This window comes from Streptomyces sp. NPDC057474 (assembly GCF_042802555.1).
Lineage (GTDB): Bacteria > Actinomycetota > Actinomycetes > Streptomycetales > Streptomycetaceae > Streptomyces.
Genome location: NZ_JBHVDX010000026.1, coordinates 1 through 14,212 on the forward strand (window position 1 = coordinate 1; position 14,212 = coordinate 14,212).

General features: G+C 71.5%; 9 protein-coding genes and 3 pseudogenes. 3 read left to right on the forward strand and 9 right to left on the reverse strand.

Annotation, left to right across the window (positions count from 1 at the left end):
- Nucleotides 1-12: 12 nt before the first annotated feature.
- The 7 genes and pseudogenes from ACFU53_RS10340 to ACFU53_RS10370 all read right to left on the reverse strand — a co-directional run bounded on the left by ACFU53_RS10340 (nucleotide 13) and on the right by ACFU53_RS10370 (nucleotide 8,971).
- The gene (locus tag ACFU53_RS10340; RefSeq protein WP_383988678.1) at nucleotides 13-1,203 is read right to left on the reverse strand and encodes a 4-hydroxybenzoate 3-monooxygenase; all 1,191 of its coding nucleotides are present in this window, start codon (nucleotides 1,201-1,203) and stop codon (nucleotides 13-15) included.
- A gap of 189 nt (nucleotides 1,204-1,392) precedes the next feature.
- Complete coding sequence (locus tag ACFU53_RS10345) at nucleotides 1,393-2,583, reverse strand: type III PLP-dependent enzyme (protein ID WP_383988681.1); 1,191 nt, start codon at nucleotides 2,581-2,583, stop codon at nucleotides 1,393-1,395.
- A gap of 87 nt (nucleotides 2,584-2,670) precedes the next feature.
- Nucleotides 2,671-4,398 (reverse strand): IucA/IucC family protein, encoded by a 1,728-nt coding sequence (locus tag ACFU53_RS10350; RefSeq protein WP_383988684.1) that lies wholly within the window; start codon nucleotides 4,396-4,398, stop codon nucleotides 2,671-2,673.
- Nucleotides 4,399-4,552: 154 nt separating this feature from the next.
- A pseudogene (locus ACFU53_RS10355) lies at nucleotides 4,553-4,864 on the reverse strand (MFS transporter); the annotation flags it as partial.
- Nucleotides 4,861-6,648 carry an IucA/IucC family protein gene (locus ACFU53_RS10360; RefSeq protein ID WP_383988822.1) on the reverse strand — a complete coding sequence of 596 codons (1,788 nt, stop codon included), beginning with the start codon at nucleotides 6,646-6,648 and terminating at the stop codon, nucleotides 4,861-4,863. The gene ACFU53_RS10360 and the pseudogene ACFU53_RS10355, both read right to left, overlap by 4 nt.
- A gap of 65 nt (nucleotides 6,649-6,713) precedes the next feature.
- Entirely contained in the window at nucleotides 6,714-7,913 is a 1,200-nt protein-coding gene (locus ACFU53_RS10365) for an acetyl-CoA carboxylase biotin carboxylase subunit family protein (protein ID WP_383988687.1), read from the reverse strand.
- A gap of 193 nt (nucleotides 7,914-8,106) precedes the next feature.
- A pseudogene (locus ACFU53_RS10370) lies at nucleotides 8,107-8,971 on the reverse strand (FecCD family ABC transporter permease).
- 246 nt (nucleotides 8,972-9,217) lie between these two features.
- On the opposite strand from ACFU53_RS10370, the gene ACFU53_RS10375 reads away from it, so the two are divergent.
- On the forward strand, nucleotides 9,218-10,108 hold the full coding sequence (locus ACFU53_RS10375) for a (2Fe-2S)-binding protein (protein WP_383988690.1): 891 nt from the start codon (nucleotides 9,218-9,220) through the stop codon (nucleotides 10,106-10,108).
- A 208-nt stretch (nucleotides 10,109-10,316) separates the two neighbouring features.
- On the opposite strand, the pseudogene ACFU53_RS10380 reads toward ACFU53_RS10375, so the two are convergent.
- A pseudogene (locus ACFU53_RS10380) lies at nucleotides 10,317-10,684 on the reverse strand (3-hydroxyacyl-CoA dehydrogenase NAD-binding domain-containing protein); the annotation flags it as partial.
- On the opposite strand from ACFU53_RS10380, the gene ACFU53_RS10385 reads away from it, so the two are divergent.
- On the forward strand, nucleotides 10,611-11,108 hold the full coding sequence (locus ACFU53_RS10385; protein WP_383988839.1) for a hypothetical protein: 498 nt from the start codon (nucleotides 10,611-10,613) through the stop codon (nucleotides 11,106-11,108). The pseudogene ACFU53_RS10380 and the gene ACFU53_RS10385 overlap by 74 nt on opposite strands.
- An 80-nt stretch (nucleotides 11,109-11,188) precedes the next feature.
- Nucleotides 11,189-13,297 carry a family 43 glycosylhydrolase gene (locus ACFU53_RS10390; RefSeq protein WP_383988693.1) on the forward strand — a complete coding sequence of 703 codons (2,109 nt, stop codon included), beginning with the start codon at nucleotides 11,189-11,191 and terminating at the stop codon, nucleotides 13,295-13,297.
- Here the strand turns inward: ACFU53_RS10390 and ACFU53_RS10395 are convergent.
- A complete protein-coding gene (locus ACFU53_RS10395; RefSeq protein WP_383988696.1) occupies nucleotides 13,269-14,189 on the reverse strand; it encodes an endonuclease/exonuclease/phosphatase family protein in 921 nt (306 codons plus the stop codon). The genes ACFU53_RS10390 and ACFU53_RS10395 overlap by 29 nt on opposite strands.
- Between the last annotated feature and the right edge of the window lie 23 nt (nucleotides 14,190-14,212).

A 14,212-nucleotide genomic window follows, 5' to 3' on the forward strand; every position in this document is an offset into this window, starting at 1 on the left:
CGCCCGGCCCGGTCAGGAATCGGTCTCCAGCGACAGCCCCGTGTAGTTCTCGGCGAGTTCGGCCGCCGCGTGGCGCGAGGTGGCGACGCGGTCGAGTTGGGAGAGCTGGAGCCTGGTCTCGAACGGGGACTGATCCGGGTCGGCGTGGAGGGTCGTGGTCATGAAGTAGGAGAAGTGCTCGGCCCGCCAGACCCGGCGCAGACAGGTGTCGGAGTAGGTGTCGAGCAGGTCGGTCGAGCCGGTCTCCTTGAGCCGGGCGAAGGCGCGGGCCAGCACGATGACGTCGGTCGCGGCCAGGTTGAGCCCCTTGGCGCCGGTGGGCGGCACGATGTGGGCGGCGTCCCCGGCCAGGAAGACCCGGCCGTAACGCATCGGCTCGGTGACGTGGCTGCGCATCGGCAGGACGGCCTTTGCGGTGACGGGCCCGCGCTTTAGCCGCCAGCCGGGGTTCGCGGTGAGCGCGAACCTGGCGTCCAGCTCGTCCCAGATCTGCTCGTCGGACCAGTCGGCCGGGTCGGTGCCGTTCGGGACCTGGAGGTAGAGGCGGCTCACGGACGGCGACCGCATGCTCGCCAGCGCGAAGCCGCGCTCGGAGTGGGCGTAGATCAGCTCGTCGTAGACGGGCGGGGCGTCGGCGAGGATGCCCAGCCAGGAGTAGGGGTACGTCCGCTCGTACGTCGTCCGCACGCCGTCCGGGACAGCGTCACGGGCCACCCCGTGGAAGCCGTCGCAGCCGACCACATAGTCGCAGGTCAGGGTCTTCTCGTGGCCCTCGTGGGTATACCGGATCAGCGGGCGGTCGCTGTCGGCGCCCTCCACCGCGTGCACCTCCGCCTCGAACAGCAGGGGTCCGCCGTCGGTGAGCTGGAGGGCGATGAGGTCCTTGACGACCTCGGTCTGGGCGTAGACCCACACCCGGCGGCCGCCGGTCAGCTCGGGGAAGTCGACGCGGTGGGCTCGGCCGTCGAAGCGCAGCTCGATGCCGTCGTGGGGCATGCCCTCGGCGTCCAGCCGTGCCCCCGCGCCGGCGGAGCGCAGCACGTCGACGGTGGCCTGCTCCAGGATTCCGGCGCGCTGGCGCTGCTCGACGTAGGCGCGGTCCTTGCGTTCCAGAACCACACTGTCGATTCCGGCGTTGTGCAGCAGACGGGCCAGCAGCAGCCCCGCCGGGCCGCCGCCGATGATGCCGACAGTGGTGTGCATTGAGTACTCCTCGTCGTTGAGGACGAGCCGCGTCCCGTCCCCAGGCCGCCGACCTTGTTCGTCAGGTGAAATTCATTTCACTGTCTTGTGCGTATGAGTCTGCGCCCGGCCTGCCCGCCTGTCAACGGTCACACTCCCCCAGAGGGGTCGGGCGGGCGGGCGGGTTCCGTCGAGGAGCGGGCGGGCGGGTCAGTCGAGGAAGTGGAAACCGGGGTGGGGGTGCATCAGAAAGTCGTGGTGCGAGATGTTCCAGGCGTACGCGCCCGCGAGGGCGAAGGCCACGCGGTCCCCCGCCCGCAGCCCCGGTGCGTGGGCGGCGCGGGCGAGGAGGTCCTTCGGCGTGCACAGCTGTCCGGCGAGGCTGACGTACTCCCCCTCGGCCACCGGGCGCGGCCACGGGTGCGGCCACTCCTCCACCGCCAGCACCGAGCACGGCTGGTCGTGGCCCTTGGTCGCCGGGGTACGCAGATGGTGGGTGCCGCCCCGGACCACGGCGAACTCCTCGCCGTGGCTGTGCTTCACGTCCAGTACCTCGGTGGCGTACCAGCCGCAGTACGCGGTGAGCGCCCGGCCCGGTTCGATACGCAACGTCAGGTCCGGGTGGGCTTCGACGAGTTGGGCGAGGCCTTCGCCGTACGTCTTCCAGTCGAAGCGACTGGCGGGGTGCGTGTAGTCGACGGCCATGCCGCCGCCGACGTTCACCTCGGAGAGCGGTACACCCAGCCCCGTCGCCCACTCCACGATCGAGCGGGCGACGGAGAGCTGCTCGGGTGCGTCGAGCCCGCTCGCCAGGTGGGCGTGGACGCCGAGCAGTTCGAGGTGCGGATACGTGCCGTCCGTGAGGGGGCGGAGCACGTCCGGCGCCCGTGAGGGGTCCAGGCCGAACGGGGTGGGGCGTCCGCCCATGGCGAGGGAACTGCCCGCCAGTGAGCCGTCGGCGACCGCGAGGTTGAAGCGGAGGAGCACCCCGACTCGCGTGTCCGGCACCACCTGGCGGGCCAGCCCGGCGAGCATCCGCAGGTCGTGCTCGCTCTCGACGTGGAAGCGCTCGACGCCCTGCTCCAGGGCGGCCCGGATCTCGTCCGGGGTCTTGCCGGGGCCGCCGAAGGCCAGCGGGCGGCCCGGGACGGCCTTGGCGACGTGGACGAGTTCGCCGCCGGAGGACACCTCGTAGCCGTCGACGTACGGTCCGAGTGCGGCCAGGATCTCCGGCTCGGGGTTGGCCTTGGCGGCATAGTACAGCTCGACCCGTTCGGGGAGGGCGGCGCGTACGTGTGCCGCGTGTTCGCGCAGGGTCGTCAAGTCGTATATGTACGTGGGGAGTTCGGCGGGCGGCAGGGACAGGACGCGGTCGCGTACGGCGGGGGTGGGGAGGGGCATCGAAGGCTCCTGGCTCAAGGAAGGCTCATGGCTCGACAAGGGATCCTGGCTCAAGGACGGCTCCCGGCCCGACTAAGGACCCATGGCTCATCGAGGGCTCCAGCGAAGGACGTCCTCGGCGAGGGGTGAGGGCAGACGGACGTAGCCGGCCTCGCGGTCGGCCTTGCGTTCCCAGCGGGTGAGCAGGTTGGTCTTGGCGGGGAGCGGGACCCCCGCGAGAAGGGCGGAGAGGCGGGGCGGGCAGCCCTCCTCGTCGGCGTACGTCCGGATGGTCGCGCGGACCGCCGCCCACAGGTCGGCCTCGGTCTCGGGGTGCAGGTCGGCGAGAGCGGCGAGCAGTTCGGCGATGTGGTTGACCAGCAGGCAGTACACGACGCGGTCCCAGCCGCGCCGGGCGCCGTACGACATCGGGCCGGCGACCTCGGACGGGAGCGCGGCGAGGGTGTCCGCGTGGTGGTCGGGGACGAGCTTGGTGCCCTCCAGGTCGCGGAAGAGGACCTGGGCGGGCATACCGTCGGCGTCGACGCAGATCAGGACGTTCTGGAGGTGGGGTTCCAGGACGAGGCCGTGGTGGAAGTAGGCGGAGAGGACGGGCGGGACGAGGAGGCGGAGGTAGGCCGTCCACCAGTCCAGGGCGGCCTGGGGGCCCGCGCCGTCGAGGAGGCGGGAGATGTGGGCGGCACTGGTCGGGTACTCGTCGGCGACGGCGGCCGCGAGCAGCGGGGTCGTGCCGGGCAGCAGCCGCCGGGACAGGCCCTCGCGGACGATCACACCGAAGCCTTCGAGGAGGGCCCGGTCGGGGGTGCCGTCGGGGCCGGGGACGGCGAGGCTGCGGTAGGCGGGTTCGCGGAGCATCGCGCTTCCGGGGAAGCGGGTCTCCAGGTCGGCGAAGGCGGGGGCGAGGACGCGGGTGAGGGCAACGGCGCCGGAGAGTTCGTAACTGGCGTTCTTGCGAAGGCAGTTGGTGATGCGGACGTTGAGGCTGAACTTCAGGAAGGAGTCGCCGTCGAAGAGGGTGCGGACGGAGGCGGTGGCCGCGTACTCCCGGCCGCCTGGGCCGAGGTCGAGGATGTCGCCGCGGCCGAGCGCCGCGCGCAGCAGCCGGTGTTCGCGCAGCATCTCGTACTGCCAGGGGTGGGCGGGCAGCAGCCGGTAGCCCTCGGGGACGTCGCCGCGTTCCCGGTCGAGCACGGCGGTGGCGCCCGCCTCGGCGCTCTCCTCGGCGATCAGGTGGTCGCGGACGGCGAGGTGGCGCAGCGGGAAGGAGGCGCCGGCCTCGGGGGCGTACGACTGCCAGGCGTCCGCGTCGCCCGTGCGGGCCTTGGGGGTGGGGTGGAAGCGGTGCCCGAACAGCAGGGACTGCTCGGAGGCGAGGTAGTCCGGGAGCCCGTGCGAGGCGTTGTCGTGAGTGGTGAGCGCGGTGGTCTCGCGGGTGGCGAGCGCGGTGGCGAGGGTGCGGTGGCTGGAGTCGATCTGGTACAGGAACTCGTCGTTGCGGACGCCGGTGCGCAGCGACAGCTCGTCGTGCGTGTACTCGGCGAGGCGGCGCCAGTCGAGTTCTCTCCAGCCGGTGTCGGACTGCTCGTGGACGGGACCGGTGAAGCGATGGGCGCCCAGCAGGGACGTGCGGCGGAGGGCCACACGGAGGAGAAGGCCGCGGCGCGGCAGGCGCAGCAGGAGGTGGCCGTCGATGACGGCGGTCTGGTGTTCTGGGCCGGACACCTCGCGCAGCAGGCAGTTGAGGAGGGTGTGGGCCACCACGTCGTCGGCGGTGGGGAGGTGGGTGATACCGAGCGAGTCGGTGAGCGGGGGCATTCAGTGGCTCCAGCGGGTACGCGGATGTGGGGTAGGAGAGTCGCGAAGACGGTGAGGGCGGCTATGCCGCCGCCCATCAGCACCGGCGCGGCGGGTCCGAACCGGGCGCTGCCCACGGCGGCGGTCACCCCGGCGCCGACGGCGCCGGCCTTGGCGAGTCGGCCCAGCCTGCGAGGACGAAGGAGGCGGCGAGGCCCAACTGGGCCCGCAGCAGCAGCCGTTTCCGTCCGAAGCGGTCGGCGAGCCGCCCCCACAGGGGTGCCGCGATCGCGCTGAACACGGTGGGCACCACGTGCAGCACGCCCGCCCAGTGGGCGGTTCGGTCGCCGAGTTCCGGCAGTATCTCCGTGAAGTACGGCGGCAGCCCCGGCGCGGCGAACGTTGCCACGAAGTAGCAGGCGGCCACGGCGTGCACCTGTCGGCGGCCGAACGCGGGGCGCGACATCGCAAGCGCCTCGGCGGTCATGCCGAACCTCCCTCCCGGAGCAGGTAGTTGGGCCCGGTGGTGTAGTGCTTGTTGATGTCGGCGGCGCCAGACCGCTCCTTGCTGAGCAGGGTCCCGGCGGTCACCATCGCCTTCACCGGCAGCTCGGGCGCGTTCAGCACCCGCTCGCGCAGTACGGCCGCCGCGTCACCACCGAGACGGTCGACCGCCTCGGCGAGGCGGTCCCGTACGAGGCCCAGCAGCTTCGGCAGCGGGGCGCGGCCGTGCCGGGCGAGGCCGAACGCATAGGCGCCGGCGCACAGATGGACGGTGATGGTGGTGAACACGTCGGTCACCGCGCGGTCGTCGGTGGTGAAGGTGCGTGCGTCGTCGAAGCCCCAAGTAGTGTCGTTCTTGCCGAACTTTGCGGTCAGCCGGACCCTGTTGATGCGCGGCCCGTCGTTGTCCTTCAGCAGCAGTCGCAGGTCGCCGGGCTCGGGGCCGAACACCAGGGAGACGTTCTGCTGGTGCGACTCCAGCGCGATGCCGTACCCGAAGAGTGTCGTCTGCCAGTCGAACAGCAGGGTGAGCACGGCGTCGAGCAGGGCGGTCGTGTCACCGCCGTGGAAGCGGTCGGCGAGGTGGTCGACGACCAGTCCCCCGCCGGGTGCCTCGGCGAGCAGGACGGCCATGGGGACGACCACACAGTCGTCGAGGTCCGTCGGGTAGCGGCGGCACAGGACGGCGAGCAGTTCGTGTCCGGCGTGCGCGTACACCGTCTCGTCGGCGTGCAGCACCCGGCCCTTGAAGCGGGGCTCGCGGTCGATCACCGCCGCCAGCAGCCGCTGTCCGGCGGCCCCGTCGACGAGGGTGCCGGGCTTGATGGACCGCTTGTTGCGCAGGCCCAACGTCGCGGTAGCCAAGGGAAGTTTGAGGTGCAGCGAGGGGGCGGCGGCGGGCGCGACCGTACGCATCGACAGTGTGGGCACCACGGAGAGGTACGCCCGGTCGGCGAGCACGGCCCGGTCCGCGAGTCCCGCCTCGCGCAGGGCCGCGTCGAGGGGCGCGCCGACGGTCAACGGGTGGACGGGCAGGGCGACATGGGTCCGGTCGAGGTCCGCGAGTCCGAGCCCGGAGGGGGTGGGCCAGCCGTCCGGGAGGTCCCCCGTGACCGTGACGGACTCGCGGGGCAGGGCGAGCCAGTGGAGTGCGAAGCTCGGGTGGAACTCCGGTGCGTGGCCCCGCAGTTGGTCCTCGTCTAGGCCCGAGCGGCCGCGTGCGGTCGGGTAGACGGGGTGGTCGAGGCGCGCGGCGAGGGTCTCGTACGCGAGGCCGCCGCGCAGGCCCGTCCAGTCGGCGAGGTCGGTGCCGTACAGGTCGGTGAGCCCGTCGGCGATCTCCTCCCCCGTCGCCTCGTGCAGCCGCATCGTCGCGAGGGTCTGGCGGCACTCCTCGGCGAAGGCGTCGAAGCCGTCGTGGTCGACGGGCTCGGCCAGTGTGCGCAGTTCGGCGAGGGCGGTGTCGCAGGTGGTGAGGGGCGTGCCGTCCGACTCCCTTACGAGCAGGGGCAGTCGGGCTGCGTACGTGTGCTGGAAGCCGTCCTCCGTGACGGGGAGAAGGAGGGCGTCGTCGCCGTCGGTGGCAGGAAGGCGGAGCCAGGGGCCGTCGGGGCGGTGGACGAGGGTGCTGCGGGAGCGCAGGTCGACGACGTCCTCGCGGAGCAGGGCGCCGAGCACGCGGGTGAGGAGTTCGGCTTCGGAGCCGTCGACGGGCTCGGGAGCGACGGTTCCGGCAGGGGCGGTGGCCACGGAAGTTACGGGGGTCATGGAAGTTACGGGGGTCACGGAAGCGGCAGTGGTCACGGCGCCGTGCTTCTCGGAGGCGACGGTGGTCACGGCTGGATCTCCCAGCGCTGCGCGGCGAGGAAGTCCGCCACCACCCGGTCGACGGTCCCCTGGCCGGTGCCGGTGGCGCGGAGCACTCCGAGGTAGTCGCGGTTGGTCCAGTGCAGCTCGTGGTGTGCGCCGACCTCGCGGAGCGGACGGTACATCAGATGGACCCCGTCGACGGTCAGTTCGGTGGCGGCGGGGGCGGCGACGAGGGTGCCCGCCCGGTCGGCGCAGGGGTACTCCAGACGGGCCGCGCCGTCGCGCCGGATGTCCAGGTCGGCGGGCAGCGGCTCGCCGAGGTGGGTGCGGAGGATGTGCTCGAAGAGCGGAAGCTCGAGGAGCTGGGCGAGCAGCAGGTCGCACTGGTCGCCGATGGCACGGTAGTTGACCTCGATGATGCGGGCCCGGCCGTCGTGCACGACGAACTCGGTGTGGCAGGCGCCGAACCCGACGCCCAGCGCGTCGAGTTGGGCGAGGATCTGTGCGACGACCGGCTCGGGGTGGGCCGGGACGAAGCTGAGCCGCTCTTCGATGAAGTACGGCGGCGGAGACAACTCGGTGTGGAAGCCGCCGAGGACGTGCCGGACGTGGCCGTCGCCGAGGGTCTCCAGGGTGTACAGCTCGCCGGGCAGATACTCCTCGACGACGAGGGTGACGCCCGGGCGGCGGGTCAGGATCTCCTTGCCGCGGGCCACGAGGTCCTCGGCGGTGTCGACGAGCACGACGTCCTCGCTGGCAACGCCTTCGCGGGGCTTGATCACACAGGGGTAGGGGGCGTCGACGACGAGCGTGCCGGTGAGGTCGGCCGGATCGGTGATCTCGGCGGACCAGACGGTGTCCACGCCGGCGGCGGCGAGGTGGCGGCGCATCTCGCCCTTGTCCTTGCCGCGCAGGGTGGCCCGCCAGTCCTTGCCGGGAACCCCGAAGTAGTGGGCGGCGAGGGCTGCCTGCGTCTGGAGATGGTCGCTGTTGGTGAAGACCGCGTCAGGCCGGTGGTGGGTGGAGATCCGGGTGACGACGGAGCGGTAGTCCCGTACGTCGCAGTCGAGGACCTCGATCTCGGGGTGCTCCGGATACGCGGTGCGGTGGGCGTCGGGCTGGTCGGTGAGGATCGTGACATCCAGGCCGAGCCGGGCGGCGGCGGGCAGGAAGCCCTCCGTGACGGAGTCGGTGGGGTTGAGGGCGAGCAGGTACAGGCGCATGGGATGGTGCACAACTTCCGCTAGCGGGTGGGGGGTCGGCGGGGGCGGGCCCGTCTCGTGGTGGGGCCCGCCCCGGGAACCGGGGGAGTTACTGCTTGGGAAGAGAGGAGGCCGGTCGTGCCGTACGCGAGGAGGCGGGAACGGCCGGGTGCGCGGCGCGTGTCCTGTCGTACGGCCGCCTTGTACGTCAGCGTCATCGGGCGACCTTCCGGGCGAGCAGGGCCAGCAGGGGTGCGCCGAGGAACGCGGTGACGATGCCGACCTGCAGTTCCGCCGGGCGGATGACCAGGCGGCCCTGGATGTCGGCGGTGAGCAGGGGGCCGGCGATCAGGCAGCCGGGGGCCAGGAGACGGTGATCGCCTCCGAGCAACGGGCGGACGAGGTGAGGTGCTACGAGTCCGATGAAGGCGACGGGACCGGCGAGGGCCGATCCGGCGAGCAGGACGACCGCGATGCCTCCGGGACGGCAACACCAGCCAGAGTGAGTCGAGTTGGCGTCCGGTGATGGAGTTTGCCGGCCAGAAGCGTGCCTCGTCGAGGGTGCGCTGACTGGCCGGCATCAACGCCGACGCCCAGGACAGCAGCACCAGTTGGAGCACGGGGGCGCCGAGGGCGAGGCGTACGGGGTCGATGTCACCGGCACGGCGGGCCAGCGCCTGGGCGAAGACGGCAACGCCGACGGCCCCGGCGAAGGCGAACCACGCGTACTCGACGAGGTCGGCGGACTTCAGCGCGAAGATGGCGACGACGACCGCGAAGCCCGCACCCGCGTTGATTGCCACGGTGGTTGGGGAGGCGAGCGGATTACGGGTGATTCCCTGCGCCACGGCTCCCGCGACCCCGAGAGCGGCGCCGACCGCGAGACCGATGACCGTGCGCGGCAGCCGAAGCCCCGTCACCACCGGTGCGTCCCGGCCCTCCGCTTGCCCCGCCGGTGCGTCGAGCACGGTGGACAGGGGCACGGAACGGGCTCCGAGGGCGAGGCTCAGCGCGGCGCAGAGCGCCGGCGCGCCGATTCCGCCGAGGAAGGGCAGGTGCCTCAGGGCACGCGGGGGCACACCGGTCGGCGCGGCCCGTTCGGTCGCAGTCACGAAACGTGAGCTTAGGGTAGGCACGCTTTAGCCTTCAACAGCTATGGGTTCACCGTGACCCACGCCGTTCCTGATCAACTCGTAGGCGACTTCGCTGGTCAACGACGCACACGACTACTTCCCACCCCGCCTGGTCATCGGCACGCGATCTTGCAGCTAAGGTAAGCCTTACCTCCTCGGAATGCCAAACCTCTTCACGCTCTGGAGTTGCCGATGACCGTGGCCCACCTGGATACCGCCCAGGCCGACACCGCCACGCATGTCCCGGAACTCCTCGCCGCCGCCTACCGCCGCCTGGATGTGGTGTGCGAGGCGCTGTCCGTACGCGTGGCTGAACCCGGCCGCTCTTCCACCCGGCAGCCGCTGTCTCGTCTCGCGGCCTCGCCCCAAGTGACCATGGCCACAGTCGGCCTGATGGACGGTCAGCGGAGCGTGGAGGCCTTCGTCGAGACGGAGGTCGCCCGCATCCAGGACCGCTACGACCACACCGCGCCCCCGCATGTCGCCGCCTCCCGCGCCCTGCACGACTACGCCTGGTCGGTCGGCCTGCTGATGAGCGGCGTCTGGTACCTGGAGCGGCGCGTGCCCCGTATCGCACCGTCCGACATACGGGTCGACCTCGCGACGGGCAGGTACGAGATCGCCCCCGGCGCCGACCTCGCCTGTCTGCCGGACGACCCGGCGACCGCCCTGCCCGGCACCCGAGCCGTAGCCCACCGGGAGGCTCTGCGTGCCGAGTTGAGGGCCGCCGTCGCGGACCACATGGGCCCGGTGCTGGACGCGATCGGCCCGTACGTCCGCCGGGGCTCACGCGCGCTGTGGGGCCTGGTCTCCGACGACCTCGTCTCCGGCCTCTGGTACCTCGGCCGGATGCGGGGCGACGAAGCCGCCGGCGTCCGGGCCGCCTCCGCGGTCCTCCCCACCGCCCACGCGCCTTTCCCCGGCGGCGCCGGCTTCCGTGCCCTCCGTACGAGTGACGGCCGCGAACACCCGACCCGCACCCGCATGGGCTGCTGCCTCTACTACACGATCCGCCCGGCGGAGGCCTGCTCCACCTGCCCCCGCACCTGCGACGCGGAACGGCTGCGCCGGCTGGAGGGCTGACCGCGCGCCCGGTGCCCCTACCGCACGGATGACTCCACAAGATGGCTTCACCGATAGCTGCGCCGATGGCTCGACGGACTACTCCACGAAGTCGGGTTCCAGGGCAGGACCCGGTCCTTCTACGGAGGTGTTTCTCGGGGGTGTGTCGCAAACGGGATGACGTGCCTCAAGAGGGATGACGTGTCTCGAGGGGGTTGTGGGGCGGGAGTCAGGCCGCCGGGTACACGCAGAACCCCTGCCCCGACTTCCGGCCGAGGTGCCCGGCGGCGACCATGCGGCGCAGCAGCGGCGGGGGCGCGTACAGCGGTTCGGCGCGCTCCTCGTACAGGGGGTGGCGGTGCCCGACTGGACCATGCGTGCGGCGGAGAGCAGATACGGCGGGAGCAGGGCGTTGACGATGAATCCCGCTTCGTTCAAGGCCTGGACGGCGGTCTTGCCCAGCTGCTCGACGGCGAAGCGGCGGGTACGGTCGAGGGTGTCGGCGCTGGTGGTGAGGGCCGGGATGAGCTCGACCAACGTCGGTACGGGGACGGGGTTGAAGAAGTGCAGCCCGACCACGCGGTCCGGTCGGCCGGTTCGGCCCCGGGCGCTGTTGCGCACCTGGCTGACGTCCATGGCTCTGTGCTGTGTCGTGCTGTGTGCGCCGGCCGCGGCCGGGCGGCCTCCGTTCCTCGCGACGGTTGTCCTGATCTACCTGGCCGTGTCCTCGCCGGGCCTGGTGGCCGCCAACGCCACGGCCCTCGCCACCGCCCGAGCCCCGCACGCGGCCGGCAGTGCCTCGGCGCTGTTGGGCGCGCTGCAGTTCGGTCTGGCGGCCCTCGTCGCACCGCTCGTGGGCCTGGGCGGCGAGGGGACGGCTCTCCCCATGGCCGCGACCATGATCGCTTGGGCTTGCGTGGCCTGCCTGGGCGGTCTGCTGCTCACCCGAGGTGACCGTGACCTGCGTGGAAGCACCGTCGCCGAAACTTTCGATGCCGCTCCGGAGTCATGTGGCAATTGACGCCGCTCGCCGCAGATAGCAACACTCTTCGACGGGTTTCCAACAGGAAGCTTCAAAAGGTCGCAGCACTGGAGGTCGGCTTGCAGGACTACGCCGGATACGTCTTCGTCTACTTCACCGGCGAGGGCAGCCCGGACGGCGAGCAGATCAGGTTCGCGCTCAGCCGGGGCGACGACCCGTTGCGCTGGCGCGAGCTCAACGGCGGCGCGCCGGTCCTCACTTCGGACCTCGGGACGCGCGGGCTGCGTGATCCGTTCGTCGTCCGTGACCCGGAGGGCGACCGGTTCCATCTGATCGCCACCGACCTCAGAATGCACGGCGAGCAGGACGGCGACTGGGAGCAGGTGCAGCGCACCGGCAGCACCTCGCTGATGGTCTGGGACAGCACCGACCTGGTGCACTGGACCGACCGCCGTCTCGTACGCGTCGCCCCCGACACCGCGGGGAACCTCTGGGCACCCGAGGCCTGTTACGACCCCGGCCTCGGCGCGTACGTCGTCTTCTGGGCGTCGAAGCTGTACGCCGAGGACGACCCGGACCACACCGCCGACACCCACAACAGGATGCTGTACGCGACCACCCGCGACTTCCGCGACTTCAGCGAGCCCCGGCTCTGGAACGACCCCGGCCACTCGGTCATCGACTCGACCGTCGTCCGGCACGAGGGCATCTTCTACCGCTTCACCAAGGACGAGCGCGCCAACTCCCCCGCCTCGCCCGGCGGCAAGTTCCTCACCATCGAGAAGTCGACCGGGCTGCGCGACACCTCGTACGCCTTCGTCGCCGACCGGATCGGTCAGGGGACCGTCGAGCAGGGCGAGGGGCCGATCGTCTTCAGGTCGAACACCGACGATCACAAGTGGTATCTCTTCATCGACGAGTTCAGCGGGCGGGGCTATGTCCCCTTCGAGACCGCCGACCTCGGTTCCGGCAAGTGGACGCCGTGCGAGGGCTTCGCGCTGCCGCCCGGCGCCCGGCACGGTTCGGTGCTGCCGGTCACCCGGGCCGAGTACGAGCGACTCCTCGCCGGGTACGCACCGAAGGCGTCCCTCGTCGACGCCACCGTCCCGGGAGGTCCGAAGGCGTACGCGATCGTCGACGACCCCGCCTCGAAGGTCGTCCTGCCCCTGCACCCGGGCATTGAACTCGACGGTCTCGCCCCGGAGTTCGACCTCTCGGCGGACGCCCGGATCGACCCGCCCTCCGGTGCCCCGCGCGACTTCCGCACTCCGCAGCCGTACACCGTCACGACGGCCGACGGGACCGTTCGCACCTGGACCGTCGAGGCCGTGCACATGCGCAGCCCACTCCTGCCGGGACTGCACGCCGACCCCAACATCCAGGAATTCCAGGGCCGTTACTACATCTATCCGACGACGGACGGCTTCGAGGGCTGGGGCGGGACGCGGTTCGAGGTGTACTCCTCCGACGACCTGGTCACCTGGGAGGACCACGGGGTCGTTCTCGACCTGGAGTCCGACGTGAGCTGGGCGGACCGCTACGCCTGGGCGCCGGCCGCCGGGGAGCGCGACGGGTCGTACTACTTCTACTTCTGCGCCGACCAGCAGATCGGCGTGGCCGTCGCGGACAGCCCGACCGGCCCCTTCCGGGACGCCCTGGACCGGCCGCTCATCGCACGCGACGACTACGAGGGCCAGATGATCGACCCCGCCGTCTTCAAGGACGACGACGGCACGGCCTATCTCTACTGGGGCAACTGCGAGGCGTACGGTGTGCCCCTGAACGAGGACATGGTGTCCTTCGACCCGGCGCTGGTACGGCAGTTCACCCCGGACGACTTCCGTGAGGGCGCCTTCGTCATCAAGCGGCGGGGAGTCTACTACTTCATGTGGTCGGAGGACGACACCCGAAGCGAGGACTACCGCGTCGCCTACGCCACCGGCTCCTCCCCGCTCGGCCCTTGGACCAGGCAGGGGGTCATCCTGCGGAAGCGACCGGAGTACGGGATCCTCGCCACCGGCCACCACACCGTCGTGAACGTCCCGGGTACCGACGACTGGTTCATCTGCTACCACCGGTTCGCGATTCCCGGCCCCGGCACTCCGCGCGGCGACGGCATGCACCGTGAATCCACCCTGGACCGGCTGGTGTTCGCGTCGGACGGCTCGATCGAGGAGGTCGTGCCGACGCTGGAGTCCATCAGGCCGGTGGTCGGCTGCCCAAGGTGATCCGGGCGGCGACCGGCAGATGATCGCTGCCGGTCGCGGGCAGGGTGCGGATATGGGCGACGGTCGCCGAGCGGGCCATGACCTGGTCGATCCTGGCCAGCGGGAAGCCGGCGGGGAAGCTGAGGGCGAAGCCCCGCTCCGCCACGTTCATCCGTGAGGTCAGCGGGGCCAGCCCACGATCGTCGACCGTGCCGTTGAGGTCACCCAGCAGGATCACCGGGTTCCGCTTCTCGACGGCGACGGCCTCGCCCAGCAGATCGGCACTCTCGTCACGCCGCTGGGACGCGAGCCCTCCCGCCCCGACACGGATCGAGGGCAAGTGCGCTACGTACGCCGCGATCTCGCCGTGCGGCGTGTGGACCACGGCCCGCAGCCCGCGGCTCCATTCCTCCGCGATCCCCTCGGGTTTGATGTCCAACAGCCGGGTCTCGGTGAGCGGATGCCTCGACCAGAGCCCGACGGTGCCCCGGACCGCGTGGTACGGGTAGTCCGGGGCGAGGGTCTTCTCGTAGACCGGCAGCGCTGTGAGCCCCAACTCCTCCAGCGCGATGAGATCGGGCTCGGCGGCGGCCAGGGCGCGGGCCGTCCCCGCCGGGTCGGTGTTCTCGTCGCTGACGTTGTGCTGCACCACGACCAGGTCGCGCGCGCCGGGCTTCGCCCCGGGCAACAGCAGCCCGCCGAAAACGTACGTCCAGGCCGCCGCCGGCAGCAGGAGGGCCACCAGAGCGACCGCCGACCGGTGCAGCAGCCCCAGGCCGAGCAGTACCACGACCACCAGGCCGAGCCAGGGCAGGAACGCCTCCAGCAGACTGCCCACGCGGCCCACGGAGTTGGGAACCGCACGGGGGAAGAACAGCAGCCCGGCCGTCGGCACCGCCACCACGGCGGCCACCCGTCCCGTTCCGGGGCGATCCG

What these genes read in the sequence shown, in the direction of transcription:
- ACFU53_RS10340 (WP_383988678.1), bottom strand. Translation starts at nt 1,203, where the DNA reads ATGCACACCACTGTCGGCATCATCGGCGGCGGCCCGGCGGGGCTGCTG.
- ACFU53_RS10345 (WP_383988681.1), bottom strand. Translation starts at nt 2,583, where the DNA reads ATGCCCCTCCCCACCCCCGCCGTACGCGACCGCGTCCTGTCCCTGCCG.
- ACFU53_RS10350 (WP_383988684.1), bottom strand. Translation starts at nt 4,398, where the DNA reads ATGCCCCCGCTCACCGACTCGCTCGGTATCACCCACCTCCCCACCGCC.
- ACFU53_RS10385 (WP_383988839.1), top strand. Translation starts at nt 10,611, where the DNA reads ATGAGCTCGACCAACGTCGGTACGGGGACGGGGTTGAAGAAGTGCAGC.
- ACFU53_RS10365 (WP_383988687.1), bottom strand. Translation starts at nt 7,913, where the DNA reads ATGCGCCTGTACCTGCTCGCCCTCAACCCCACCGACTCCGTCACGGAG.
- ACFU53_RS10360 (WP_383988822.1), bottom strand. Translation starts at nt 6,648, where the DNA reads ATGACCCCCGTAACTTCCGTGGCCACCGCCCCTGCCGGAACCGTCGCT.
- ACFU53_RS10375 (WP_383988690.1), top strand. Translation starts at nt 9,218, where the DNA reads ATGACCGTGGCCCACCTGGATACCGCCCAGGCCGACACCGCCACGCAT.